The sequence below is a fragment of the Nocardiopsis sp. NPDC006198 genome, assembly GCF_040613895.1.
Lineage (GTDB): Bacteria > Actinomycetota > Actinomycetes > Streptosporangiales > Streptosporangiaceae > Nocardiopsis > Nocardiopsis tropica.
The window spans coordinates 96,487-120,634 of record NZ_JBEXSY010000015.1 but is presented as its reverse complement, the minus strand read 5'-3'; the positions used below and the strand labels follow the sequence as shown (position 1 = coordinate 120,634).

At 72.5% G+C, this 24,148-nt stretch carries 21 protein-coding genes and 1 tRNA gene; 11 read left to right on the top strand and 11 right to left on the bottom strand.

What is annotated here, in order from left to right:
* Positions 1-251: 251 nt before the first annotated feature.
* The 7 genes from ABZ234_RS13330 to ABZ234_RS13300 all read right to left on the bottom strand — a co-directional run bounded on the left by ABZ234_RS13330 (position 252) and on the right by ABZ234_RS13300 (position 6,248).
* A complete protein-coding gene (locus ABZ234_RS13330) occupies positions 252-2,303 on the bottom strand; it encodes a protein kinase (RefSeq protein ID WP_355012179.1) in 2,052 nt (683 codons plus the stop codon).
* A gap of 456 nt (positions 2,304-2,759) precedes the next feature.
* Positions 2,760-2,847, bottom strand: a tRNA-Ser gene (locus ABZ234_RS13325).
* A gap of 352 nt (positions 2,848-3,199) precedes the next feature.
* Positions 3,200-3,565: a CU044_2847 family protein gene (locus ABZ234_RS13320; RefSeq protein ID WP_355012178.1), complete on the bottom strand. Its 366-nt coding sequence runs from the start codon at positions 3,563-3,565 to the stop codon at positions 3,200-3,202.
* A gap of 49 nt (positions 3,566-3,614) precedes the next feature.
* Complete coding sequence (locus tag ABZ234_RS13315) at positions 3,615-4,118, bottom strand: hypothetical protein (RefSeq protein WP_355012177.1); 504 nt, start codon at positions 4,116-4,118, stop codon at positions 3,615-3,617.
* A gap of 55 nt (positions 4,119-4,173) precedes the next feature.
* A complete protein-coding gene (locus ABZ234_RS13310; RefSeq protein ID WP_355012176.1) occupies positions 4,174-4,539 on the bottom strand; it encodes a hypothetical protein in 366 nt (121 codons plus the stop codon).
* 254 nt (positions 4,540-4,793) lie between these two features.
* The gene (locus ABZ234_RS13305; RefSeq protein WP_355012175.1) at positions 4,794-5,705 is read right to left on the bottom strand and encodes a MerR family transcriptional regulator; all 912 of its coding nucleotides are present in this window, start codon (positions 5,703-5,705) and stop codon (positions 4,794-4,796) included.
* A 102-nt stretch (positions 5,706-5,807) separates the two neighbouring features.
* Positions 5,808-6,248, bottom strand: coding sequence for a RidA family protein (locus ABZ234_RS13300; RefSeq protein ID WP_355012174.1), 441 nt, complete (start codon positions 6,246-6,248; stop codon positions 5,808-5,810).
* Positions 6,249-6,391: 143 nt separating this feature from the next.
* Here ABZ234_RS13300 and ABZ234_RS13295 point away from each other — a divergent pair, with 143 nt between their 5' ends.
* The 3 genes from ABZ234_RS13295 (at position 6,392) to ABZ234_RS13285 (ending at position 10,919) form a co-directional block, all read left to right on the top strand.
* On the top strand, positions 6,392-6,988 hold the full coding sequence (locus tag ABZ234_RS13295; protein WP_355012173.1) for a TetR/AcrR family transcriptional regulator: 597 nt from the start codon (positions 6,392-6,394) through the stop codon (positions 6,986-6,988).
* Positions 6,989-7,737: 749 nt separating this feature from the next.
* The gene (locus tag ABZ234_RS13290) at positions 7,738-8,397 is read left to right on the top strand and encodes an ABC transporter ATP-binding protein (RefSeq protein ID WP_355012200.1); all 660 of its coding nucleotides are present in this window, start codon (positions 7,738-7,740) and stop codon (positions 8,395-8,397) included.
* Complete coding sequence (locus ABZ234_RS13285; protein ID WP_355012172.1) at positions 8,394-10,919, top strand: FtsX-like permease family protein; 2,526 nt, start codon at positions 8,394-8,396, stop codon at positions 10,917-10,919. The genes ABZ234_RS13290 and ABZ234_RS13285 overlap by 4 nt, the downstream gene beginning before the upstream one ends.
* 205 nt (positions 10,920-11,124) lie before the next feature.
* Here ABZ234_RS13285 and ABZ234_RS13280 read toward each other — a convergent pair whose 3' ends face one another.
* Positions 11,125-11,817, bottom strand: a complete 693-nt coding sequence (locus ABZ234_RS13280; protein WP_355012171.1) for a TetR/AcrR family transcriptional regulator — start codon at positions 11,815-11,817, stop codon at positions 11,125-11,127.
* 81 nt (positions 11,818-11,898) lie between these two features.
* Here ABZ234_RS13280 and ABZ234_RS13275 point away from each other — a divergent pair, with 81 nt between their 5' ends.
* Complete coding sequence (locus tag ABZ234_RS13275; RefSeq protein ID WP_355012170.1) at positions 11,899-12,819, top strand: alpha/beta fold hydrolase; 921 nt, start codon at positions 11,899-11,901, stop codon at positions 12,817-12,819.
* 161 nt (positions 12,820-12,980) lie between these two features.
* Here ABZ234_RS13275 and ABZ234_RS13270 read toward each other — a convergent pair whose 3' ends face one another.
* Positions 12,981-13,556 carry a snapalysin family zinc-dependent metalloprotease gene (locus ABZ234_RS13270; RefSeq protein WP_267944899.1) on the bottom strand — a complete coding sequence of 192 codons (576 nt, stop codon included), beginning with the start codon at positions 13,554-13,556 and terminating at the stop codon, positions 12,981-12,983.
* Positions 13,557-13,964: 408 nt separating this feature from the next.
* Here ABZ234_RS13270 and ABZ234_RS13265 point away from each other — a divergent pair, with 408 nt between their 5' ends.
* From ABZ234_RS13265 to ABZ234_RS13250, 4 genes are read left to right on the top strand one after another with little or no spacing between them, the layout of a single operon-like run.
* Positions 13,965-14,996 carry an ABC transporter substrate-binding protein gene (locus ABZ234_RS13265; protein WP_355012169.1) on the top strand — a complete coding sequence of 344 codons (1,032 nt, stop codon included), beginning with the start codon at positions 13,965-13,967 and terminating at the stop codon, positions 14,994-14,996.
* The gene (locus tag ABZ234_RS13260) at positions 14,996-15,787 is read left to right on the top strand and encodes a class I SAM-dependent methyltransferase (RefSeq protein ID WP_355012168.1); all 792 of its coding nucleotides are present in this window, start codon (positions 14,996-14,998) and stop codon (positions 15,785-15,787) included. Before ABZ234_RS13265 ends, ABZ234_RS13260 begins: the two co-directional genes overlap by 1 nt.
* Positions 15,784-16,932: an iron chelate uptake ABC transporter family permease subunit gene (locus ABZ234_RS13255; protein ID WP_355012167.1), complete on the top strand. Its 1,149-nt coding sequence runs from the start codon at positions 15,784-15,786 to the stop codon at positions 16,930-16,932. The genes ABZ234_RS13260 and ABZ234_RS13255 overlap by 4 nt, the downstream gene beginning before the upstream one ends.
* Positions 16,929-17,714 carry an ABC transporter ATP-binding protein gene (locus ABZ234_RS13250; protein WP_355012166.1) on the top strand — a complete coding sequence of 262 codons (786 nt, stop codon included), beginning with the start codon at positions 16,929-16,931 and terminating at the stop codon, positions 17,712-17,714. The genes ABZ234_RS13255 and ABZ234_RS13250 overlap by 4 nt, the downstream gene beginning before the upstream one ends.
* 340 nt (positions 17,715-18,054) lie before the next feature.
* Here the strand turns inward: ABZ234_RS13250 and ABZ234_RS13245 are convergent, their stop codons facing one another.
* A complete protein-coding gene (locus tag ABZ234_RS13245) occupies positions 18,055-19,599 on the bottom strand; it encodes a trypsin-like serine protease (protein ID WP_355012165.1) in 1,545 nt (514 codons plus the stop codon).
* A 117-nt stretch (positions 19,600-19,716) separates the two neighbouring features.
* The gene (locus tag ABZ234_RS13240; protein WP_355012164.1) at positions 19,717-20,322 is read right to left on the bottom strand and encodes a TetR/AcrR family transcriptional regulator; all 606 of its coding nucleotides are present in this window, start codon (positions 20,320-20,322) and stop codon (positions 19,717-19,719) included.
* A 203-nt stretch (positions 20,323-20,525) separates the two neighbouring features.
* On the opposite strand from ABZ234_RS13240, the gene ABZ234_RS13235 reads away from it, so the two are divergent.
* The 3 genes from ABZ234_RS13235 (at position 20,526) to ABZ234_RS13225 (ending at position 23,888) form a co-directional block, all read left to right on the top strand.
* Positions 20,526-21,641, top strand: a complete 1,116-nt coding sequence (locus ABZ234_RS13235; RefSeq protein ID WP_355012163.1) for an FAD-dependent monooxygenase — start codon at positions 20,526-20,528, stop codon at positions 21,639-21,641.
* A 113-nt stretch (positions 21,642-21,754) separates the two neighbouring features.
* Positions 21,755-23,230: an MFS transporter gene (locus ABZ234_RS13230; protein ID WP_355012162.1), complete on the top strand. Its 1,476-nt coding sequence runs from the start codon at positions 21,755-21,757 to the stop codon at positions 23,228-23,230.
* Between the two features lie 115 nt (positions 23,231-23,345).
* Complete coding sequence (locus ABZ234_RS13225; protein ID WP_355012161.1) at positions 23,346-23,888, top strand: hypothetical protein; 543 nt, start codon at positions 23,346-23,348, stop codon at positions 23,886-23,888.
* Positions 23,889-24,148: the final 260 nt, after the last annotated feature.

Sequence of the window (24,148 nt, the reverse complement as noted above, 5' to 3'; positions counted from 1 at the left end):
CCATGCACTTCACCCGGGACACTTGCCAGAGCGTGTTTGCCGGACGTGGCCGAGGCCGCCGCACTGCTGCGCGGAACGCCAGTTCAGAGCGGTGGGCTGGTTCCGGTGCGGTGGCCGGTACCGGGGAGCACACCAGGAGCCGCCCTGCACCGACGACCTCAGGTCAGCGAAAGGGTTCGCACTTGCTGGTCTGGGGTTCCCTCACTCCCGAGGCTGCTCCACCATCGGATCAACGGCCCCCAGGCAAGGGATCAATCGAGCTCCCACAGCCGTACGGTGCCGTCGTAGCTGTTGCCTGTGGCGAGGGTGGTGCCGTCGTGGTTGAACGCCACTGAGGACACGCCGCCACCGTGTCCGGTGAGGGTGGTCAAGGTTTCGCCGGTGTCGGTGTCCCACAGCCGCACGGTGTTGTCATCGCTGCCTGTGGCGAGGGTGGTGCCGTCGGGACTGAAGGCCACTGAGGACACGCCGCTTTCGTGTCCGGTGAGGGTGGTCAAGGTTTCGCCGGTGTCGGTGTCCCACAGCCGTACCGTGTTGTCATGGCTGCCTGTGGCGAGGGTGGTGCCGTCGGGACTGAAGGCCACCGAGAACACCGCCTCCACCGATGTTGTCGATTCCTTGGGGTTGCTTTGGATGGTGGTGGTCAGCTCCCCGGTGCTGGTGTCCCACAGTCGTGCGGTGTCGCTCCAACTGCCGACGGCCAGGGTGGTGCCGTCGGGGCTGAAGGCCACCGATTCCACCACTTCCGCGCTGTTGCTCTGGACTGTGAGGGTGGTCAAGGTTTCGCCGGTGTCGGTGTCCCACAGCCGTGCGGTGTCGTCGTAGCTGCCTGTGGCGAGGGTGGCGCCGTCGTGGTTGAACGCCACTGAGGACACGAGGTCATCGTGTCCGGTGAGGGTGGTCAAGGTTTCGCCGGTGTCGGTGTCCCACAGCCGTACCGTGTTGTCATGGCTGCCTGTGGCGAGGGTGGTGCCGTCGGGACTGAAGGCCACCGAGGACACGCCGCCACCGTGTCCGGTGAGGGTGGTCAAGGTTTCGCCGGTGTCGGTGTCCCACAGCCGCACGGTGTTGTCATCGCTGCCTGTGGCGAGGGTGGTGCCGTCGGGACTGAAGGCCACCGAGGACACGCCGCTTTCGTGTCCGGTGAGAGTGGCTTCGGGGTGCGAGCCCAAGCCCCACCACAGCAGGACGGAAACGATCGCGAGAACACTCACCGCGCTGATGTAGTACGGCCACCTCCTTCGTCGCGGCGCCCGCCCGCCGGAGTCTGTCGTCGCAGGGGGGAAGGGCAGGGGAACCGCGGAACCCTCTGCGGCAGGGGTCGGTGCCTGGAACCTGGTGGGGTTCGGGTTGCCGGACACGGTCGTTTCGGCGAGGGGGTCTGTCTGGGGCGGGAGGGTCGCGTTCTCGGCTCTCTCACCGGGGTCCAGGGCCGGTGGGGACGGAGGAGGGCTGTCGGCCGGTGCGGTGCGGGCGGCGGGGGGCGGCCAGGAGCCGTGGAGGTCGCGGGTCTCGAAGCGGGCGAGGATCTGGTCGGGGACTGGACGTTGGACCGGATCGTGGTTCCAGCACTCGAGGACCAGCGCCCGCAGTTCCGGGTCGAACGTCCCCGGGTCGGGGGGAGGACTGATGACGCGGCGCAGGGTCTCGGCCATGGTGGCCCCGGCGAAGGGGTTGGTACCGGTGGCGGCGTAGACCAGCACGGTGCCCAGGGAGAAGATGTCGGATGAGGGACCCACGCGTGAGCCGTCGGTCTGCTCCGGTGACATGTAGGGAAGGGTGCCGAAGACCGCGCCCCGCGTGGTCATGCTGTCGGCGTCCAAGGGGCGGGCGATGCCGAAGTCGATGATGCGGGGGCCGTCCTCGGCCAGGATGATGTTGCCGGGTTTGAGATCGCGGTGCACCAGGTCGCACCCGTGGATGGCCTTCAGTCCTTCGGCGAGGCCGGTGGCCAGCACCTGCAGCGCGGGCGTGGTGAGGGGGCCGTGGCCGCGGACGGCCTGCTGCAGGGTGGGGCCGGGGATGTGGGCGGTGGCGATCCAGGGCGCGTCGGCGTGAGGGTCGGCGTCCACGACCTGAGCGGTGTGGAATCCGCCGACCTTGCGCGCGGTCTCGGCCTCGCGGGCGAAGCGGGCGCGGAAGCCGGCCTCGGAGGCGAGTTCGGGGCGGATGACCTTGACGACCAGGCGGCGTCCGGAGGTGGTGCGGGCGAGGTAGACCTGGCCCATGCCTCCCGCTCCCAGACGTGAGAGGAGCCGATAGGAGCCGATGAGCGGCGGGTCGGTGGGGTGGAGGGGATCCACGGGGCTGCTTTCATGCCGGGGTAAGGGGGGTGGTTGAGGAGGCGGGGCAGTGCTTCCCGGACGCGGGGGGCGGGCCATATCGGCCGTCTATGCAGCTGTATACGGGGTCGCGCGTCCCTGTGTCCATTCCATCGGATCGTGGCCTGTCGAGTCCGGTGGGGTGAGGGGTTCCGGGGATCGGCCGTATCCGGCCGGTGGGGCGACAGGGCGCGCCCCGGGCCCCGGGGTGCCCAGCAGTGTGGTGGCAGTCAGGACGGCAACGGGACGCTGGTGGACGTGTCGGGACCACGCCGGCGGCGGGGCACCCGGGGGCACGGGACCGCAGAGTGCTCCGGAGGTGCACCCCTATATGTACCGGACCTGCACTGGGGAGCACGCACAGGGCACACAGCACCCGCGAACACGACGAGGCCCCCTCACGAGGACCTCGAGCACCCCGTATGAACTGGGATTTTGTGGAGCACCCGGCAGGATTCGAACCTGCGGCCATCGGATGAGAAGTCCGATCGAACCACGCGAGGTCGTCGAGCGGCCGTTCACCTGCTGCGGCCTGTGCGCTGGAACGTTCCTGACGGTGTCCTACCCCAGGCGTGGGACCCGGCCCCGGGGACGGCCGTTCCCGGCGGGCTTGGCCTCGGCATCGCACCCCTTGACCAGGCCGGCCGCCCGTACGACCGCCGGGGCGGGGGCCACCTCGAACTCGTCCTCCTCGCAGTCCGGGTACCGCGAGTCCTGAGGCGCGGCGAGGACCAGGACCGTGCCCGGGGTTCGGCGCCGTGGTCGATTCCGGTGGTGAGGGCGCCGGGACCCCGCCGGTATCCGGCAAGGGGGCACAGGACGGCCGGGCGTGCGGCGGACCTCCCGCACGCGTGCACGCCCGGCCTTGTCCGAGCCCGTCAGGGGCCCGGGGTGCCGCCGTCGGAGGGGCCGGGGACGGGGTAGGTCAGGGTGACGGTCACCGAGGCCTCTGCCGAGCCGCTGAAAACGACCAGCGACCCCTCGGCGGCGATCGTCACTCCGAACTCCACCGACACCGACTCCGGGCGGGTGGCCTGCTGCGCGAGCTCCCGCACCGTGCCGCTGAACTTGGCGGCCATGCCCCGCACCACGTCCTGGACGTGGTCGACGGCCTCCGCAGCCTTGTTCGCGACGGCCTCGGTGACGCCGGAGGTCATCGGCTCGGCCCCTGGCAGCTGCTGGACGGCGACGTACACGTCCACGCCGTCGATCGTGATCGGCACCAACTTCTTGGGAAGGGACACGCTCGCACCTTTCGGGGGCCGTAGGGCGCCGGTCCGCGCCCCGGGAACTTCAGAGGTGGTAGGCGCCCCGGATCATGTACGCGCCGTCCGACTGGCGGTAGTAGCCGGGGTCGGGAGGGGAGCCGACCCAGTCCGGCAGGAGGCCGACCACGGCCCCCCGGACCGCCTTGCCGGCCTCGGTGTGCCGCAGCACGTAGCCGGCCCCCGAGGCGGCGAGCCCGCCGGGGGACCGGGCGAGGATCATCCTGCCGACGCTGACCGCGTCCCAGACGAAGTGGGCCGTCTCCTTCACGGCGGCGCGCTTCTCGTGCCAGTCCGGCGGGCCGGAGTGGTCGAGGGCGAAGAAGGCGCTGGACCCGCCCGTGTACCTGACGTGGAAGCCGAGGATCAGCCCGTTGTCGGGGAGGACGTAGGCGTCTCCGCGCGCGATGTAGAGCGTTCCCCGGCTGCCGTCCGGGTTCGTGTGCGCGAGTTCGAGGGCGGGGGTGTCGATGGAGGAGGCGAGGTGGAGCCAGGTCCGGTACCCGGAGGCCCGGGGACTCATGAGGATCAACGTCGTGCACCCTTCGTGCGACCGTGGAGACCGTGGACGAGCGACTGCCGGCGGTTCACGGGAACCAGTCGAGAAACGTGCTGACGGCCCTCTTCAGCACGCTTTCCGTCGCCCGGGAGGCCGCCTCGTCCGTGACGACGTCGGAGGGGACGGAAGTCCCCGGCTCCTGGTCGGCGGCGGGGAGGTCCACGGCGGTGGAGGCGGTCGACCCGGGGGCGGCCTCGGAAGCCGTGGAACCGGAGGGGGCCGTCGCGTCTGTGCCGCCGCGCCGGTGGATGTACTCGGCCACCGTGTAGCCCGCTGCGGCGCCACCGGCCGCGGCTTCGGCGAACCCGAGCCATCGGCCCTTCCGCACGGGCACGTGCCCCTTGCACAGTTCGAGCAGGTCCTCGGTGCGGGACACCCACACGGTGTGCGTCATCCACGCGTCACCGGCATTGTGGCGGGACGAGACCACTCCGAGCACGCTGTCGCCGCGGTGGCGCGCGGCGACCGGGCCGTCGCCCCGGCTTCCCTTCCACCGGAGGTCGACGCGGGCCCGGACCGCTTCGGCGGTCCGGCGCCCTGTGAGCCCTTCGACGAACTGCGAGACCGGTATCAGCGCCGATCGGACCGGAGGCCGGGGCGGCTCGCCCCCGGGTGCGTGACCGCGCGCCGGGCGGCTCAGACCGTGTTCTAGGTAGCGGGCGAGTCTTGGACGGAAAGTTCTAGAGCCAGTTCCATACAGCGCCATTGGGCCGGGGAGACGTCGTAGGGCATCTTGCCGACGGCTTCGAACGCGCTCATGGAGCCGGCCTCCCGCCTGCCGGAGCCGAGGCCGGCCCCGTCCTCGCCGCCATCGGCGGGAACGGGGTGCAAAGTGTCCCAGGCGTCGAAGAGGGCATCGTCCTCCTTCTCCAGGCCGGTCTCCTCGATGACGGTGTGCAGGGCGCTTTCGAAGGCGTGCCGTTCGGCGGCCACGTGAGCCACCCGCGGATCGTCCACGGCGACACTGTCATCGAGTGCCTCCTCGGCGCCATCGATGCGGTCGGACTCCTCCCGCAGAGCGGGATGCGTGGCCAGGGCGATGAAGCGGGTGGCCTGGACGGCCGCGCCGAGCGGGCCGAAGATCCGCTCGGTGACCAGCAGGGTGTCCAGGTCCGCCTGACGCAGGGAGCCCTCGGGCAGGCTCTTGAGACGGTCGGTGACGAAGTCTGAGAGCAGGCCCATCCGGCTGCCTTCGGTGCGCATCCGCTGCACGGCGGCCCGTTGCCGCCGCAGTTCTGTCTCCTGCTCGGCGAGGGTCTCCTCCAACCGCTCCAGGATGCCCGGGATACCGTCCCCGCTGCCGGCGCCGGCGGAAGCCGTGCCGGTGGTGAAGGCGTCACGGATGTCGTCCAGGGCGATCCCGGCGTCGGCCATCTTGCGAATCCACAGCAGGCGGATCATGTCCTCGTAACCGTAGCGGCGGCGGTCGTCGTTGCCCCGCTCGGGCTCGGGGAGCAGGCCGATCTCGTGGTAATGACGGATCGCCCGTGGCGTGGTGCCGGCGAAGGCCGCCGCGTCACCGATTTTGACCTGGCGGGGCGGCATGAAGGACGAATGCATGGGCAGGGACCTTTCCTCGAGGGATCGGGACGTGAGACCACCAGACCACATACCGCTACGGAAGGTGCAAACCCCTGCACGCCGCCCCGCGCCGATGTTCTGTCACGACCCCGGCGTTCGTGCGGTGCTCCGGTCCAGCGCGATGACCTCGACCTCGATCTGCCAGTCGGGCTGGGCCAGTGAGACGACCTCGACGAGGGTGTCGGCGGGGTAGGGCTCGGACAGGAACTCGCCGCGCAGTGTGATCACGTGCGGGAGGTTCGTCGCCATGTCCCGGACGAAGATGCCGACCTTGACCACGTCCGTGAAGGCCAGGCCGGCCGCCTCCAGCACCCGTCCGACGTTCCGGAACGCCTGCCGCCCCTGCTCCAGGAAACCGCCCTCGACGGTCGTCCCGTCCTCCTCGAAGCCCGCCTGTCCGGACACGTACACGAAGCCCCCGGCCCGGACGGCCTGCGATATCCGGTACGGCGCGTACCAGTCCGGCGTGGTCGCGATCTTCTCGACGTGCCCCACGGTGGCCGATCCCTCTTCGCTGGACATGCTTCTCCCCTGTCTCGGCGGTGCCCGGAACCGGGCCCGAACGATGGCGTTACGGAACGTTTCGTAACGCCATGGAAGCTAAGTCATCCAAGGCGACTTGTCAAAACGAAACGTAACGTCACGCGGGCGGTAGGATGTGGCCCATGACCTCTGCCCCGAACAGTGAACGGCGTAGCGAGCGCGCCCGCCGGGCGATCCTCGACGCGGCGTTCGACCTGGTGAGCCGCAAGGGCTTCGCGAAGGTGACCATCGAGGGCATCGCCGCCCAGGCCGGCGTGGGCAAGCCCACGATCTACCGCTGGTGGGGCTCCAAGGGCGCGGTGGTGCTGGAGGCGATGAACGAGGAGCTCGGCGACGACTTCGCCTTCCCCGACACCGGGGACATCGCCGCCGACCTCACGACCCAGATCACCGCGGTGAGCCAGAGACTGGTCACCGGCAGGATCAGCGAGGCCTTCAAGGGCGTCATGGCCGAGGCGCAGAACGACGCCGCGCTGATGAAGGCGTTCCGCGAGACGATCCTCGAGCCCAGCATCGCGGAGTGCCGTGCCCGCCTGGATTCCGCCGTCGCCGCCGGGCAGCTCCGCTCCGACGTGCCCACCGACGTGATGGTCGACCTCTTCTACGCGCCGGTCCACTACCGGCACTTCCTGGGCTTCGGCGACGATGCGGTCAGGCGCAGCGCCGACCTCGTCCAGGACGTCCTGCTCGGCCTGCGGCCCCGGACGGACGCGGGGTGAACGGCCGGTACCCGGCCGCTGTGCGTCGGGGCGAAGTACTGCCGGGGGGCTGAAGCGGGTGCGCGCCGCCCGGGCCGTCCTGCCGGGCGCCGGGACGCTGTCGCCCCACCGCCCCACCGCAGCCGCCTTCCTGCCCGGCGCCGCGCCGGAAGGCGTCCCGACCGCGGCGGAGCGCTTCCCCCATCGGGCCGTCCGTCCAGCCGGTCAACGCCCCCGCGCGATCCGTCTTCGTCTCCTCTCGATTCCCAGGCCCCTTCGGGGGGATCTCGGGGAGGGTGAAAGGGACCCCTGGGGGTTGTTCACGTTAGGCGGATCCGTCTCCTCACATGCTCGTGTGGAATTCGCATCCGGGGGAGGTGCGGCGACGCTGATGCCGATTCTCTCCGACGTGCCTCGCACGGTCCCACGGCCACCGGGAGAGGGGGAACCGGACGACCCCCCAACGGTGGGAAGAAAGGTCGCCACCGGTGGTCGAGGTTTCTCTACCCGACCACTCCCACCAGGGCCAGTGACGTTCGCGGCCCGCTTTGTTTGACTTTCCTTGAGTGGGCGACAGGGCGCACCCGGGTCCTGCGACCCGCGCAAGCGATCGGAACATCGGCATGGGCACAAATGGAGGGCGTCGATCCTCGAAAAAGGGGATCGGCGCCCACGATCGGCCATACGGAAAAGAAAAGGATGATCCGACGGTCCTGCGGATCACGGGACTGACCAAGACCTATTCCCGGGGAGTCGTTCCCGTCCATGCCCTGAGAGGGGTGGACGTCGTCTTCCCCCGAGGGGGGTTCACCGCGATCATGGGACCCTCCGGATCGGGGAAGAGCACCCTCCTGCACTGCGCGGCCGGACTGGAGCGCCCCGACGCCGGCGCGGTGCTGGTGGAGGGGCGGGACATCATGGGCCTCTCCGAGAAGGACCTGACACGGTTGCGCGCACGCGCGTTCGGCTTCGTGTTCCAGTCCTTCAACCTCCTCCCCGTGCTCGACGCGGAGGAGAACATCACCCTCGGGCAGCGCCTGGCCGGCCTGCCCCCGGACAAGGCCCGGCTGGCCGGACTCGTGGACTCGCTCGGCCTGGAGGGCCGGCTCCGTCACCGGCCCGCCGAACTGTCCGGAGGGCAGCAGCAGCGGGTCGCCGTGGCGCGTGCGCTGCTGCACCGGCCGAGCGTGCTCTTCGCGGACGAGCCCACCGGCAACCTCGACTCCCGCTCCGGCGGCCAGGTCCTGGAGGCTCTGCGGCGTGCGGTGTCCGAGCACGGCCAGACCGTCGTCATGGTCACCCACGACCCGGTGGCCGCGGCGCGCGCCGACCGGGTGCTCTTCCTCCGCGACGGCGGCATCGAGGACGAACTGCCCAACCCCGCCCCGGACACCGTGCTGGAGCGGATCAGGCGCTTGGAGTCCGTGTGATCAGGCTCGTGCTGCGGGGCGTGGCCGACCGGGCGCGCCCACTCGTCCTGTCCGTCCTGACCGTGGCCCTGGGGGCGGGGCTGGCCGTGGCCGCCCTGTCCCTGCAGGGTTCGGCCGACCGGGTGGCCGCCGAGGGGGCGGGTGTTCCCTGGCGGCTCTCGGAGCCGCCGATCGTCGTGGTGGCCGTCCCGGAGGACGCGGGCCTCACCGCGACGCCCTCCGGGGAGCCCGCGCGACTGCCCCCCGCGACCGTGGAAGCGCTGGCAGGGGTCCCCGGGGTCGCGGAGACGGAGGTGGAGGCGCCCTTCCCCGCCTACGTGGTGACCGACGAGCGCACGCTGGGGGATCAGACGCAGCGCTCCTGGGGGCACTCGTGGGCGCTCGCCGGGGCCGAGCCCCTCACGCTCGCCCAGGGGTTGCCGCCCGGGGCGCAGGGGGAGGTTGCGCTCGACGCCGGGACCGCGGCCGACGCGGGTGTGGCCCCCGGTGACCGCACCCGGGTTCTCACCCCCGAGGGCACCGCCACGGTGCTCGTCACCGGGATCGTGGACCGCGACACGGCCGGCGGGCAGGACCGGGGCGTCTTCTTCACGCCGGGCGAGGCCGCCGCGCGGGGCGGGGACCCGGTCCTGGCAGCGGTGTGGCCCCGGGAGGGGGCGGACCCCTCCCGGCTCGCCGAGGCGATCCGGGAGGAGGTCCCGCAGGTCAGGGTGTTGACCGGGGTCGAGCGGAGCGAGGCGCTCGCACCGGGCCGGACCGGCCGCGAGCTGGCCTCGGGCATGGGGAGGTTCCTGGGCACGGTGTCCGGACTCGTGCTGGCGGTGGCCGCCGTCATGGTCGCCGGCCTGCTCACCACGACGGTGCGCAACCGCGTCCGGGAATTCGCCCTGCTGCGCCTGGCCGGGGCCGGGCCCGGGCTCGTCCGGCGCCTGGTCCTCGGTGAGGCCCTGGTCCTGGGCGCCGTCGCCGCGGTGCTCTCGTGGGTGGCGGGTGCGCTTCTGGCGTTGCTCATGGCCCGGTTCTTCGAGGCCATGGGGGTGCTCCCGCCGGGGTTCGAGCCGGAGGTGGGGCTGCCCGCCCTCGCCGCCGGAACGGTTCTGGCACTGGCCGTGCCGCTGTTGGCCTCCTGGGCGCCCGCGCGTGCGGCGGGGCGGACGGCGCCGGTCGAGGCCATGCGCGCGGCCCAGGTCGCGTCCGCGCCCCCGTCACGGGTGCGGGTCGCCCTGGGCGGTGTGGTCCTGGGCGGGGCCGTGGCGCTGCTCGCCGTGGCATGGGCGGCGGCGGGGAGCCGGGGGGCGGTGGTGGCGGCGCTCGCCGCCTCGATGGTCCTCGTCCTGGCGGCGGCCCTGCTCGCCCCGGTCCTCGTCCGGGGCGTGCTGCGCCTGGCGGGTCCGCTGGCGTCGAGGGGATCGGTGCCCTTCCTGGTGCACAGGGAGGCGTACGCCGACACGCGCCGGGTGGCGGGTGTGATGACGCCGCTCATGGTGACCACCGCCGTCGCCTGTGTACTGCTGTTCCAGGGGCCGACCACGAGCGAGGCACGCATGCACTCCTACGGGGAGCGCCTCGCCGCCGACCTGGTGGTGTCCGGCTCCGTGGGGGTCGGGCTTCCCGAGACCGCGGCGGAAACAGCCGCCGGGGTTCCCGGGGTGTCCGCCGCAGGAGGGTTCCGGCAGACGGTCACGGCCGGCACCGGCGCTTCCCTGACGACCTACCTCGTCGACCCCGGGACCGTGGCGGACCTCTACCGGATCGACGCGGAACAGGGTGCGTGGGAGGCGTTCGACGCCGACGGGGTCGCACTCGACGCCGGGACGGCGGGGCAGGAGGGCTGGCGGGTGGGCGACACCGTCACACTCTCCGGGCCCGACGGGCAGCTGATCCGGGCCCGGGTGGCGGTTCTCTACGAGGCGGGGCTCGACTTCCCCGAGGTCCTGCTCCCCCGGCAGGTGCTCGCCCCCCGGATGCTGGACGCGATGGAGAGCGCCGTCTACGTCACGCTGGACCCCGGGGCCGACCCCGCCGCGGTCGCGCGCCGGCTGGAGGGGGCGATCGACGCCGGGCCCGGAATCCTGGTCACCGACCGGCCCGGCCACCTGGCCGACGTGGCGGCCCAGGGGGAGGGCGACGACTGGATCACCTACCTGATGGTGGCCGTGGTGGCGGGCTTCGCCGGGATCGGCGCGGTCAACACACTCGTCGTCTCCGTGGCGGCGCGGAAGGGGCGCTTCGCCCTGCTGCGCCTGGTGGGGGCCTCCAGGGGACAGGTCGCGGGCATGGTCGCCGCCGAGGCGCTGGCGGTGTCGTCGGCGGCGGTGGCCCTGGGGACCGCGGCCGCGCTGGCCGGGCTCGCGGCCTCCGGGTACGCCTTCACCGGTGACACGGTGGTCCTGTCCGTCGCCCCGGGGCGGTACGCCCTCCTCGCCTCGGCGGTCCTGGCGCTGGGCCTGTCGGCGAACCTGGCGCCGGTCGCCGCGGCCCTGCGTGCCCGGCCCCTGCACGTGGTGTCCGCCACCGGATGAGGTCCCACCGCGCGGACGCGGCGCGCCGGGCCGGTCGGGCGCTCCCGGCCGGCCCGGCGGGGGCGGGTACGCGCGGGGAACCCCTGCGCTCCCCGGAGGGCTGCCGCGACCTGTCGGGGACACGTCGGCCGTCCACGGCCGTTGAGCCGCGGAAGGGGCGCAGGTGCCGGTGCGGCCGGGACCGCCCCGGGCGCCCGCGGGCGGTTCAGGGGTTGCCGACGAGCCCGGTGAGCACCCGGCGCACCACCCGCTCGAACAGGGTGTGCGTGTCCTGGGGCGCTTCGGCGCCGGGACCGTCCGCCAGCGCGGCCAGCAGGAGCGGATGCCGTTCCGCGGTCGCCGCGGAGGCCAGGTGGGAGGCGTGCGCCCGTCGGGGGCCGGTGGGCGCGTTCCGGCGCTGGAGCTCGGTGCGGGCGAACAGGGTCACCAGTCCGTTCAGCACCCCGACGGTCTCCAGCCGGGCGGGGGAGGACAGCGGCGTCGGCGCCAGTGCGCGCAGTGCGTACTCCAGGTAGTCCATGCCCCGGGGGCCCAGTGCGGGTTCCGCGGGCAGGTCGAGCAGCCACGGGTGGCGCAGGTGGACCTGCTTGGCGCGGCCGGCGAGGGCGGCCAGGTCCTCGACCGGGTCCCCGCTCAACGGGACGCCGAGGTCGATCTCCGCGGCGGCGGCGTCCGCCATGAGGTCGAGGAGGTCGGCCCGGGTGGACATGTAGCGGTACAGCGAGGCCGGTCCCGTGCCGAGCTGTCCGGCCACCTGGCGCATGGACACCGCCGCGAGGCCGCCCCTGTCCGCCAGCTCGATCGCGGCGGCTGTGATCTGTGCCCGGCTGCGCTCCGGCGCGGGACCGCGTGCACCCCGTTCGGGGCGGTTCCACACGGTCGTCGGTTCCTCGGCCATCGGTCCCCGTTCCACTCCTGTTGCGACGCCCCCTATCCTAATACCGAGAACACTGATCGCAGTATTGTGAGGAGTGGGAGCATGGACCGACGACCGTGGACACCGACCCGGTGGGCACGCAACGGCGACGTCCGACTGGCCTGCGACACGTGGGCCGGCGCGGACGGGGGCGAGCCGCTCCTGCTCGTCATGGGCATGGGCGTCAGCCGGCGGTGGTGGCCGGACGGCCTGTGCCGGATCCTGGCCGAGCACGGCTTCTCGGTCGCCCGCTACGACCACCGCGACGCCGGCGAGTCGACGCACCTGCCGCCGACGAGGACCCGCCTGCCCGCCACCGCCCTGCTGGGCAGACGCGGCGAGGCCTACACGGCCGAGGACATGGCCGACGACGCCGTCGCCGTGCTCGACGAGCTCGGCTGGGAGACGGCCCACCTGCTCGGCGTGTCCCTCGGCGGCGCCGTGGCGCAACGCGTCGCGATCCGCCACCCGGGCCGTGTCCGCACCCTGACCTCCATGTCGGCGGTCCCCGCGGACGCGGCGGGGCTGGGCGTCCTGCGCTACATCCGCGTCCCCGCCGTCGCCAGGCTCAGCCGGATGCGCTTTCCCGACACCGAGGAGGGCACCGTCCGGGCCGGCCTGGCCATCGCCCGGTTCTGCGCCTCACCCGCCCGGCCCTTCGACGAGCGGGAGGAGCGGGCGAAGGCCGAACGCCTCGCCGACTCCGGCACCCGCGACACCCGGGCGCAGAGCCGTCAGATCGGAGCCCAGTGGCACGGCCCGGCGATCAGCACGATCACGGCCCCCACACTGGTGCTGCACGGCAGGGACGACCCCCTGATCCGGCCGAACGCCGCCGCCGCGATCGCCTCCCGCGTCCCCGGCGCGCGCCTGGTCGCCCTGCCGGGCGTCGGCCACGACATCCCCGCACCGGTGTGGCGCACCGTCGCCGCCGAGGTGCGCGCACTCGCCGACGGCTCGCCGGATCGGCCGCACCGGGGCTGATCACATCGCGGTTCCGGCCCGGAACGGGGGAGTGGAGGCCGGGGGACCGGAGCGTCGGCGACCGGTCCCACGCGGGTGCGGCGGAAGCGGTGAGCCTCCGGCGCCGACCCCTGGTGAGGGTCGGTGCCGGAGGCCGGTGACCGCCGATCCGGTGTGCCCGGTCAGAAGCGGTCGACCAGGAGCCGCCCGTCGGCGGCGCGCTGCCCCGCCAGGCCGCCGCCGTAGTTGGCCTCGACCCGCGCGCGCTCGGAGGCGTTGGGGGCGCGGACGGTGCAGTTCACACCGCCGGTGGAGCCCGACATCAGCGAGGAGCACGGGCCGGGCTTGACGTCGGGCAGGCCCAGGCTGTGGCCGAGCTCGTGCGCGGCGATGCGCACCGCGTCGTAGCCCTGGGCGGTGCCCTGGCGGCCCATCCAGACGGTGACCTGCCCGCCCGGGCGCACCGGGCCCAGGTGGGCGCGGGGCCAGCCGTCGTCGGCGATGATGCGGATCTCGGCCCGCCGCCCGGCGGGGGCCGGCTCCAGGCGGACGTTGTTGACGCTGGAGTTCCACACGCCCACGGCCGAGGCGACGGCGGAGGCGTACTCCGCGGACTGGCTCGCGTCGTAGTACAGGGTGGTCTGGCGCAGGGGCTGGACCTGATCCGCGGGTTCCGCGGAGGCCGGTACGGCGCCCACCAGCGTCAGCGCCAGGGCGCTCAGCGCGATGAGGAGGGGTGTGAGGATGCGTCTCAGCATGGGGGTCTCCCTGGGGTGAGGGTGCTGATCTCTCTGGTGACCCGGTGAGGTCGCCCTGATGCTATGTGTAGTGCCGTGTCGCCACAAGACGGGCAGAACGTCTGTTTGCGGTGCGGTGTACCGGCGGCGAGGGCCGGGGCGGGGGGCCGGCCCTCGCCGCCGGCGGGACCCTGCCCGGGCGGAGCCGGGGCCGCGTCGACCACGGCCCGACCCCCGGCCGAACCGGCGCCGAGAAGGTCGAACCGGTGGTGGCGGGAAAGCGCGCCGTCGCCCCACCGGGGAGTCCTGACGACGGCGCGGCACCGTCGCGGGACACGGGCCGAGGGTCCGAAGGCGGTCCGCGGGCGCCTCCTCGGCCGTCACGCAGTGGAGTACAGGCTGGTGGCAGAGGCACTGTAACCTACGGTCATGAAATTGAAAATCATTATCAGAACCGTCGGGGTCGCATCGACTCTCGCCCTGGCCGGCTGCGCGACGGCGGCCGTCCCCGAAACCGGCTCCACGGCGGCAGCGGACGGGGGAGCGACCCCCTACCCCCTCAGCGTCGAGAACTGCGACACCGAGGTGACCGTCGAGCAGGCTCCCGAGCGCGCGGTCTCGCTGAACCAGTCGGCCACCGAGATCATGATCCGGCTCGGCCTCGCCGATCGCATGGCAGGCACCTCGTACGAGACCGATCCCGTCCCGAGCGACATCGCCGACGCCTACGAGGGCATCCCCCTGCTCACGGACGGCCTGCTCAAGCACGAGACCCTGCTGGAGGCGCAGCCCGACTTCGTCTACTCGTCGTTCGCCTCGTTCCTCACCGCAGAGAACGCCGGTGAGCGCGCCGAACTCCACGAACTCGGCGTCCCGACCTACCTGAGCGAGTTCGACTGCACCTACCACGAGGCCGTCGAGGGCGGCGCGACCTTCGAGATGCTGTTCGACGAGATCGAGACCATTGCCGAGGTCTTCGACGTGCCCGACGCCGGCGAAGAGCTCGTCGCCGAGCAGCAGGCCGTGGTCGACGAGGGGCTCGAGATCGCCGAACAGATCGAGGGCACGCCGAGCCTGGTCTGGTTCTACTCGACCGCGTCGTCCTCTTCGACCCCCTCGGTCGCGGGGCCCGGCGGGCTCCCGCAGACCGTGACCGAGATGCTCGGCGCCGAGAACGCCTTCAGCGACGCCTCGACCAAATGGCCGGAGGTCAGCTGGGACGAGGTCGCCGCGCGCAACCCCGACGTGCTCGTGCTCGCCGACCTGAGCCGCGGATACCCCGGTGACACGGCCGAGGAGAAGATCGAGTTCCTCAAGAACGACCCGCTGACCTCGACCATGGACGCCGTCGTCAACGACCGCTTCATCGTCGTGCCCGGACAGCACATGGACCCGTCGGTCCACAGCGTGCAGGCCGTCCCGACCGTCGCGCAGGGCCTCATCGACATGGAGATCGAGTAATGACGAACACGAACGCCCTCGACCGGCTCATCCGCGCCTGGGACGACCAGCAGGCGGCGTACATCACCCACCGCGAGCAGAGGTTCGAGATCATGCTCGACGTCATCACGCGGATGTGCGCCTCCTCGGACGAGTTCGAGACCGACGGAACCGGCATGACCGTCCTCGATCTGGCGTGCGGCCCCGGCAGCCTCTCGCAGCGCGTCCTCGACCGGTTCCCGGGCGCCCGGGTGATCGGAGTCGACTACGACCCGGTGCTGCTCGCGATCGCGGGCTCCTGGCTCGGCCGACGCCACGGTTCACGCTTCACGCCCCTCGACGTCGATCTGGCAGCGCCCGGCTGGAGGGCTCAGCTCCCCGACGGGCCCGTGCACGTCGCCGTCTCGTCGACCGCGCTCCACTGGCTGGAGCCGGCGCAGCTCGTCGCCGTCTACGACGCCCTGGGGGCCCTGCTCCCCGCCGACGGTGTCTTCATGAACGCCGACCACCTGCGCTACGACCCGCGCTCGCAGCCCTTCCTCACCGAGGCGGCGGCCGCCGACGACGAACGCACCCAGCACGACGCGCACGCGCAGGGCGTGCAGACCTGGGACGAGTGGTGGGCGGACGCCGTCGCGGACGACGCGTTCGGACAGCACCACGCCGAGCGCGAGCGCCGCTTCGCCGACCGCCCGCCCACACCGCACGCGCCGCTCGAGCTGCACCTGCAAGCGCTCGGCACCGCCGGCTTCGCCGAAACCGGTGTCATCTGGCGGTACTACGACGATGTCGTGGTGTTCGCGCGAAGATGACGAAACTCACCGATCCCTCACAGACCGGCTCGCGCGACACGGGCGCGCTTCCCGGAGCCGATCCCCTGGCGGCGCGAGCGACGGCAGACGATGCCGCGGTCTCCCCGACACGCGCACCGGGCAGGCTGCGCTCGTCCCTCATCGTCGGCGCCTTCATCGTCGCGCTGTGCGCGTCGATCATCGTCGCGGCCTTCGTCGGCACGGCGAACATCGGGGCGCTCGACGTGCTCGGGATCATCCTGCGCAACATCGGGCTGGGCGCCCTCGCCCCCGTTGCGCCGGCGCCGCCGCTCATCGACGCCCTCGTCTGGGAGTCGCGTCTGCCACGTGTGCTCCTCGCCGCCGTGGTCGGGCTCGGACTCTCGGTCTCGGGCGCGGTGCTGCAGTCGGTCACCCGCAACCCGCTCGCCGAACCGTACTTGCTCGGGGTCTCCTCCGGGGCGTCCACCGGGGCGGTCTCGGTCATGGTCCTCGGGCTCGGCTCGGGCGCGGTGACCCTCTCGACGGGCGCCTTCGCCGGCGCGCTGGTCGCCTTCGCGATCGTGCTGTTCCTCATCGGGGGCGGACGCGTCTCGAACCCCGCCCGCGTGGTGCTCACCGGTGTGCTCGTGTCGCAGTTCTTCTCGGCGATCACCTCGCTCGTGCTGATGCTCGACGGCGACGCGGACGCCACCCGGGGCTTCACCTACTGGCTGCTCGGCTCACTCGGGGGTGCGCGCTGGGAGCCGCTGATCGTGGCGTCCGCCGTCATCGTGCTCGGAGCCGTCGGCTGCCTGTTCCTCGCGCCGGCCCTGGACGCGTTCACCTTCGGCTGGGACACCGCTTCCTCGCTCGGGATCAACGTGACCCTGGCACGGGTGGCGCTCATGGTCCTCACCGCGCTCATCACGGCGGCGGCCGTCGCGGCGTCCGGGGCGATCGGGTTCATCGGGCTGCTCGTGCCGCACATCGTGCGTCTGCTGGCCGGGCCCACGCATCGCCTACTGCTTCCCCTCTCGGGGCTCGGCGGAGCGATCTTCCTGGTGTGGGTCGACACCTTCGCCCGCTCGGCGTTCTCGCCGCACGACATCCCGGTGGGGGTGATCACGGCGCTGCTCGGTGCGCCGATGTTCGCGATCGTTCTGCGCAAGGCGGCTCGGCAATGACGGCACTGGCAGCGAACGACATCACGTGGTCGGTCGACAGGACACGCATCCTCGACGGGGTCTCGATCGAGGTGCGCTCGAACGAGGTGCTCGCCGTGCTCGGGCCCAACGGGGCCGGCAAGACCTCACTGCTGCGCATCCTGGCGGGGCTTCGGCGGCCGGATGCGGGGACGGTGCTCCTGGGCGGGGAACCGGTTCGCTCGTTGCCCCGGCGCGCGGTCGCCCGGCGGATGGCGATCGTCGAACAGTCGCCCGAGGTGCACACCGACATCACCGTCGACGAGGCCGTGGCGCTCGGCAGAACGCCGTACCGCAGCACCTTCGCCGGACTGGACGGCGAGGATCGTGCCGCGATCGAACACGCGCTCTCCCTCACCGGGATGCGCGCGTATCGATCCCGGTCGTGGCGAACGCTCTCCGGCGGTGAACAGCAGCGCGCCCAGCTCGCCCGCGCGCTCGCGCAGCAGCCGGAAGTGATCGTGTTGGACGAGCCCACCAACCACCTCGACGTCCGTTACCAGCTCGAAGTCCTCACCCTGCTCCGCTCGCTCGACATGACGGTGGTGACCGCCCTTCACGACCTCAACCTGGCCGCACGCTACTGCGACCGGGTCGCGGTCCTGCACGCCGGTCAGGTCGCGGCGTCCGGGCCGCCCGCCGCTGTGCTGACGCCCGAGCTCATCCGCTCCGTCTATGCGGTCGAAGCCGTCGTCGACACCTCTCCACACACGGGTGCGCCGGTCGTGACCTACCTGGGGGCCGAGACCGGCATGCCCGCGTAGCCGGGTAGCGCCTGTTCGGGGCCGGGCTCCTGCTGAAAGACCACGGAGAGCCGTGGCCGGGGGCGTAGCGGTTCCCGGGGCTGCCCGGGCCACGGCCGGGGGAGAGCCGGCGGCTGTCGGGGTCGGTGCCCGTGGCCGATCCGGCTCTCTCCTCATCTGCCACAAGCGCCCGGCCGAGCATGCCGATGGCTTTCGGGACGAGTCCCCGGGTGAGGACCGGGACCTTCGGGGACGCGGGAAGCACCGTCGGCGGACCCCGGCCGGAGGGAGGCTCCGGGGGTCCGCCGACGGGTCCGCCGCGGATGCGGACCGGCGGGTGCGCCCGACCCGGACGGGTCGCTCAGGGGCGCGAAGCCCCGGTGAGGGTGCAGTCCGGCTGCGCCAGGTCCAGCTCGGACCCGGTGGTCAGGCAGTCGGTGACCATGTGCACCTGCTGGCCGTAGGCGCGGCCCTGCCCGAAGGTGACGTTCCCGTCCCCGTCCACCTCACAGGGGTTGTCGTCGGTGCACTCCTCGCCGTCCCGGTTGTGGGTGTTGTGGACCCCCACCACCGTGGAGCCGTCGGGGGCCAGCAGCGCCGAACCGGACATGCCCGGCGAGACGTCGCAGCCCCCGCCCGAGGCGTAGCGGATCGCGTCGTCCTGCTCGTAGCCGCCCTCGCGCAGGTGCGGGACCACGGCTTCGGCCGAGCACTCCAGACGGGTGTAGGGGACGAGCATGCTGAGCGGATCGCCCGGCCGCACGGGGTCGGAGGCCAGTTCGAGGACCTTGGCCCCCTCCGACTCCAGCTGCCCGTAGGTCGTGTTCAGGCGGTAGAGGGCGACGTCGGTGCCGGTCATCGTCGCGTACACCAGGCGCTCCAGCCGGGCGGTGGCCTGCGGGTAGCCCCGGGGGTCGCCGATGTGCACCTCGCCGTCGGCCGGGCGGTCGACCAGCGCGCTTCCCGGGGCGGGCCGCTCCTCCTGCACGCAGTGGCCGTTGGTCAGCATGAGCGCGGGGTCCTCCGGGAGCGAGGAGGCGGTGCGCACCACCGAGCCCGCGCAGCCGCCCAGGTACGCCGCCCCCTCCACGTCCGGGATCTCGTCGTCGGCGGGCACGTCGGTGCCGTCGACGATGCCGTCGATCCACGCGGTGTGCAGGGTGGCGTCGGTGAACCAGACCGGGGCGCCGTCCCCGCTCGGGCCGCTGACCACGCCGGCCACGGCCCACTCACCGTCCTCGCGGACCAGCGCGGGCCCGCCCGAGTCCATGTTGGCCGCGTTGACGCTGCCGTCGCGGCTGCCGATGCACAGTTCGTCGGTGCGGTCCGTGGGCCCGCACGCCGAGACCGGCTGGACCACGGTGTCGGCCTCGTGCAACCGGTTCGGGTAGCACGCCGGGTCGTCGCTGTCGTCACAGGTCATGCCCCAGCCCAGAAGCCTGGCCGGTGAGCCCTGCGCCGGGGTGCTCCGGGCGATCCGCACGGGTTCGGCCTCGACCGGGGCCGCCAGGTGCATCAGCGCGAGGTCCCTGCCCCAGAAGCCGCCCTCGTCGTTGCCGGTCGCCAGCCGGTAGTAGTGGTCGACCTCGGCCACCTCGCCTCCGGAGGTGCTGTCCAGCGACCCGATCCGGACCTTCCAGCCCTGGGGGACGCCCACCTTCGCGTTGGTCGGGTTCTTGCCGGCGCAGTGGCTGGCGGTCAGCACCCACTGGGGGGCCAGGAGCAGGACGCCGCATCCGTGGCCGTCCTCGCGCGGGGGAGCGGGATAGGAGGGTTGGAACGAGCCCATGAAGGAGTAGGCGCGGGTGGACTCGGTGCCGCCCACGATCGCCTGCGCCGGGACCGCGGTGAACAGGGGTACGGCGAGCGCGCACAGGGCGCCGAGCAGGAGGAGTTGTCTACGCATGCGCCGGACCGTACTCGGCCCCGTGTTGCGCAAATGTGTGGTGCCGCGCCGCAGCGGAGGCGTCCGCCGAAGGGCGCTCCGGCCCCCCGGCCCGAACCTCGCGGCCGGGGCGGCGGCTCAGGTGTGCGCAGCCGTGGCCCGGAGGCCGGCGAGCACCACGCCGACGATGCGCTCCGCGTCCGCGCGGGTGAACGTGCGCATGCCGCGGTTGACGATGAGGTGCACCGGGCCGGAGATCATCTCGCCGAGGAAGGAGCTGTCGACCGGGGGAAGCTCGCCCCGCTCCACGGCGGTGTCCACCCGCCGCTGCATGGCGGCCACGCGCTGGTCGAGGATCCTGGTCAGCGCCTGGACGGTGGGGCCCTGGCGGGCGGGTTGGACGGCCTGTTCGAGGGTCCGGCCGAACGGCGTCTCCAGACCGCCGGCGAGGGCCTCCAGGAAGTCCACCAGGTCCCGGTGGATGTCGCCGGTGTCGGCGACAGAGGCGAGGTCCTCGGCATAGCGCAGCAGGGCTTCGACCACCAGCTCCTCGCGGTCGGGCCAGTTGCGGTAGACGCTGGTCTTGTGCACGCCGGCGGACTCGGCGACCTCCTCGTAGCGGAAGCCCGTGATGCCGTCGCGCGCCACGAGCTCGGCGGTCGCGGCGAGGATCTGCGCCCTCACCCGCGCGTTGCGGCCACCGGGGCGCCGTGCGGTCGGTCGGACGGTGTTTCCCTCGGCCATCGCCGCGCCCACCTCCTGGTCCTCTGCTCGGGTGCCGATTGTCGCCCGGCGCGGCGTTGCGGTGCAAGCCGGTCGTCAGTAAGCTCGCTAAAAGCAACTGATTGTTTCTTTAGTGTCGGCGGGCTGCCGTGGCAGCGGCCCGGACGACGACCGCCCTGCTCCGCGGTTCGCACACCCACCCCAGCGAAACCTGGAGCGCACACGTGAACATCCTCGTCTCCGGAGCCGGTGTCGCAGGGCTCGCCTGCGCCCTCGGACTCGGCGCCCGCGGCCACGACGTCACCCTCGTCGAGTACGCCCACCACCTCCGGCTCACAGGAACACCCGTCGACATCCGCGGTGACGCGATCGAGGCCGCGGACAGGATGGGACTGCTCGCCACGATCCGGAAGCAGCGGATCCGGATGTCCGAGCTCGCCCAGTTCGTCGACAGCACCGGTGAGCCGGTGGCCCCGCTCCCGCTGGCGCAGATCAACGACTCCGACGACGACATCGAACTCCTCCGCGAGGACCTCGTGCGCATCCTCGCCGACGCGCTCCCGGACACCGCGGCGATCCGCTTCGGCGACTCGATCCAGGCGCTGAACGACGACGGAAGCGGCGTCGACGTGCGTTTCGCCTCGGGCCGCACCGGCCGGTACGACCTGGTGCTCGGGGCCGACGGCCAGCACTCCGCCGTCCGCGGGCTAGTGTTCGGACCCGAGAAGGACCACCTGCGGCACCTCGGCGTCTACTTCGCCCTCGCCGCCCTCCCCGGAGAGGCCGACGCCGGGGGCATCAACCCGATCCACAACGTCCCCGGCCGGATGGCGGGCATCTTCCGGTACAAGGGCAGGGCCGTCGCGGTCTTCCAGTTCCGCTCGGACCCGATCGACCACGATCACCGCGACCCGGACGCCCAGAAGAAGATCCTCCTCGACGCCTTCGCCGGCCACCGGTCGTGGCGGATCCCGGAACTGCTCGACGCCGCCCGCGCCGACCCCGGTTTCTACCTCACCTCCGCGAGCCAGATCCACCTGCCCTCCTGGCACCGCGGCCGCGTCGCCCTCGTCGGGGACGCCGGGTACAGCCCCGCCTACCTGTCCGGCCGGGGCACCTCGCTCGCGCTCACCGGCGCCCGCTTCCTCGCCGAGGAACTCGAACGGAGCGGCGGCGACCACACCGCCGCGTTCGCCCGGTACGAGGCCCGGCAGCGCCCCTACGTCACCTTCGCCCAGGGCCGCGTCCACAGCGGCCGCGACCGCATGCTGCCCGCCACCTGGGAAGACATCGCCGCCCGCAACGAGGTGCTGCGCGCCTCCGGCGCCGGCGCCCCCTGAAACCGGCGCAGGACGACCGGCGCCCGGGGGCACCGCTGCCCGGACCGGCCCCGCCGCCCGCGCCTCGTGCCCTCCGCCGGGCCCCCGCCCCCATGCACTGGAGAGAACCCACAGTGAAAGACACGCCGGCAACGCCCGCCCCGGGCGCCCAGGAGCACCGCTGGAGCAAGCGGCTCCTCCTCTGGGCGGCCGTCCTCACCCTCGCCAACGTCCTGGCAGACGTGGCCATCGGCTCGCCCATGATGGTCCTGCCCCAGCTGCTGGCCCACTTCGACACCGACCAGGCCGCATGGCTGAACGCGAGCGCGATGCTGGCCGGGGCCATCTGGTCGCCGCTGCTCGCGAAGAGCTCCGACATCTTCGGGCAGCGCCGGGTACTCGTCGGCACCCTGCTCCTGGCCTGCGCGGGAGCGCTGGTCTGCCTCGCCGCCCCCAACGTGTGGGTCTTCCTGGCGGGGCGCTTCCTCCAAGGCGCAGCCTTCGCCGCCGTCTTCATCACGGTGGCCCTCGTCCGCCAGATCTGCACCCCGGGTGTGGCGATGGCCGTGGTCGGGATCGTGACGTCCGGCTCCGCGGTCGTCGGCATCGCCGAGCCGTTCCTGATGCAGCCGGTCATCGAGGCGTTCGGCCACCGCAGCGTGTTCGTCGCGGCGGCACTGCTCGCAGCGGCGGCCGCGCTCTGCGTGCGCTCCTTCATCCCGGAGTCGCCGATCCGCGGCACCGGCCGGATCGACGTGGGCGGGGCGCTCCTGCTCGGCGGCGGCCTCGGCGCGGTACTCGCCTACATCAGCCTCGGAAGTGACCTCGGATGGCTGTCCGGGGGCACGGTCGCGCTGCTGGCGGCGGGAGCCGCCGCGCTCGCCGGCTGGGCGTTCCTCGCGCTGCGGGTCGAGGAGCCCGTCATCGACATCCGTGCCCTCAGCCGACCGATCCTGCTCACGCTGCTGGCCCTGGTCCTGGCGGCGGGATCCTTCCGCAGCATGCTCCAGCTGACGGGGATCATCGCCCAGGTGCCCCCCGACCTGGGGCTCGGTTACGGGCTGGGCCACGGGGAGGCGGTCGCCGTGCTGCTCGCCGCGCCCAACCTCGGCATCGTCGTCGGCGGCACGTGCGCCGGATGGATCGCCGGGCGGTTCGGCCCCGCACTGCCCCTCCTCGGCGGCATCGCCGTCGGGGCGGTGGCGACCTTCGCGATGCTGGCGGGGGTATCGGTGCTCCCGGTCGCGATCGCCTGCGGAGCCATGGTCGGCATGGCCGCCGGCGCGATCGGCGCCTCCGGCTACAACCTGGCGACCGGCATCGAGGCGCCCGAGCGGCAGGGCACGGTCGCCGGACTGGTGTCGGTCGTGCTCGCCCTCGGCTCGGTCGTCTTCAACTTCGCCGGGGGAGAGGTGCTCAAGGCGACCCGGATCGCCGGGACCTCGGCCGACGGCGCCCCGGTGAGCACGGCGGCCGGCGTGTACCTCTACGTCGCCATGGCGGGGGTGCTCTTCGTCCTCGCCGCGGTGCCCGCGATCATGCTGGTACGCGACCGGACCGCCGCGCCGGTCGCGCCCGAGGGGTCGGGTTCGCCCGCGGTCGGCCGGTAGCCCGGGGGCAGGGCCCACCGGTCCAACCCGACACGGGCGGCGATGCCTTCGTTGTCGAGCTCACCCGCAGGCACGGCGATGAGCGAAGAGTCCCGCGTCGTTCTGAGGAGATTCCATGAACCATCTGCAGTGGATGAAAGAGAGGTTCCCCGGGGCTGAGTCAGGGGAAGGCCCTGCTGACTGGAACGCCTTGGAGGCGGAATCCGGGGTCGTCTTCCCCGAGGACTACAAGGCTCTGCACGATCATTTCGGCCCCTTCGCCCTGGATGACGGCTTCGGTGTCCTGGGTCCTGCCGCCATTGTGCGGGTCCGTGCGGGGGACCGGGAGGATCTGGGGCGGGCGACCGGGGGGAAGGTCGGTTTCTTCAGTGGCAGCGGAGTCGGGTTCACCCGCCTGGAGATCGAGGGCGAGTTCGTCTACTTCGACGACCTGCTGAGATTCGGAACGACCGACGTGGCATACAGCCTGTACTGGCACACCTCCTCGGACGATCCTCGGAAGTGGGGGATCGTGGTGGGAGATACAAGCCGGTGGTACGTGTTCGACATGGGGATCACCGAATTCCTCGTCTCCATGCTCTCGAGGAACCTGTCCTGTCCTCCGCTGGTCCAGGACGGCTGGCCCGATGAGAACACGGAGATCTCTCCTCTCCGATGACGTGTGGACCCCGGAGCCTCGGCGGGCGGGTGGAGCTTCCGGACCGGGGCGCGCGGTGACGGGGCCACGATGACCCGGCGTCCGCCACCGTGCTCAGCAGCCGCCGGGGGCTTGCGCCGTTGACCGGGCAGTGCGGTCCCGGTGCGGGGCGTCCGGCCGAGAGCGGCGAAGCCGGGCACGGGCGTCACCGCCGGACGAACGGGCGCGACCACCCCCGAGAGGACGGCTGCGGGGGTGGTCGCGGGTCGGTGTGGGCACGT

What these genes read in the sequence shown, in the direction of transcription:
- ABZ234_RS13310 (WP_355012176.1), bottom strand. Translation starts at nt 4,539, where the DNA reads ATGACGCACACCGTGTGGGTGTCCCGCACCGAGGACCTGCTCGAACTG.
- ABZ234_RS13305 (WP_355012175.1), bottom strand. Translation starts at nt 5,705, where the DNA reads ATGCATTCGTCCTTCATGCCGCCCCGCCAGGTCAAAATCGGTGACGCG.
- ABZ234_RS13300 (WP_355012174.1), bottom strand. Translation starts at nt 6,248, where the DNA reads ATGTCCAGCGAAGAGGGATCGGCCACCGTGGGGCACGTCGAGAAGATC.
- ABZ234_RS13295 (WP_355012173.1), top strand. Translation starts at nt 6,392, where the DNA reads ATGACCTCTGCCCCGAACAGTGAACGGCGTAGCGAGCGCGCCCGCCGG.
- ABZ234_RS13280 (WP_355012171.1), bottom strand. Translation starts at nt 11,817, where the DNA reads ATGGCCGAGGAACCGACGACCGTGTGGAACCGCCCCGAACGGGGTGCA.
- ABZ234_RS13275 (WP_355012170.1), top strand. Translation starts at nt 11,899, where the DNA reads ATGGACCGACGACCGTGGACACCGACCCGGTGGGCACGCAACGGCGAC.
- ABZ234_RS13270 (WP_267944899.1), bottom strand. Translation starts at nt 13,556, where the DNA reads ATGCTGAGACGCATCCTCACACCCCTCCTCATCGCGCTGAGCGCCCTG.
- ABZ234_RS13265 (WP_355012169.1), top strand. Translation starts at nt 13,965, where the DNA reads ATGAAATTGAAAATCATTATCAGAACCGTCGGGGTCGCATCGACTCTC.
- ABZ234_RS13260 (WP_355012168.1), top strand. Translation starts at nt 14,996, where the DNA reads ATGACGAACACGAACGCCCTCGACCGGCTCATCCGCGCCTGGGACGAC.
- ABZ234_RS13255 (WP_355012167.1), top strand. Translation starts at nt 15,784, where the DNA reads ATGACGAAACTCACCGATCCCTCACAGACCGGCTCGCGCGACACGGGC.
- ABZ234_RS13250 (WP_355012166.1), top strand. Translation starts at nt 16,929, where the DNA reads ATGACGGCACTGGCAGCGAACGACATCACGTGGTCGGTCGACAGGACA.
- ABZ234_RS13245 (WP_355012165.1), bottom strand. Translation starts at nt 19,599, where the DNA reads ATGCGTAGACAACTCCTCCTGCTCGGCGCCCTGTGCGCGCTCGCCGTA.
- ABZ234_RS13240 (WP_355012164.1), bottom strand. Translation starts at nt 20,322, where the DNA reads ATGGCCGAGGGAAACACCGTCCGACCGACCGCACGGCGCCCCGGTGGC.
- ABZ234_RS13225 (WP_355012161.1), top strand. Translation starts at nt 23,346, where the DNA reads ATGAACCATCTGCAGTGGATGAAAGAGAGGTTCCCCGGGGCTGAGTCA.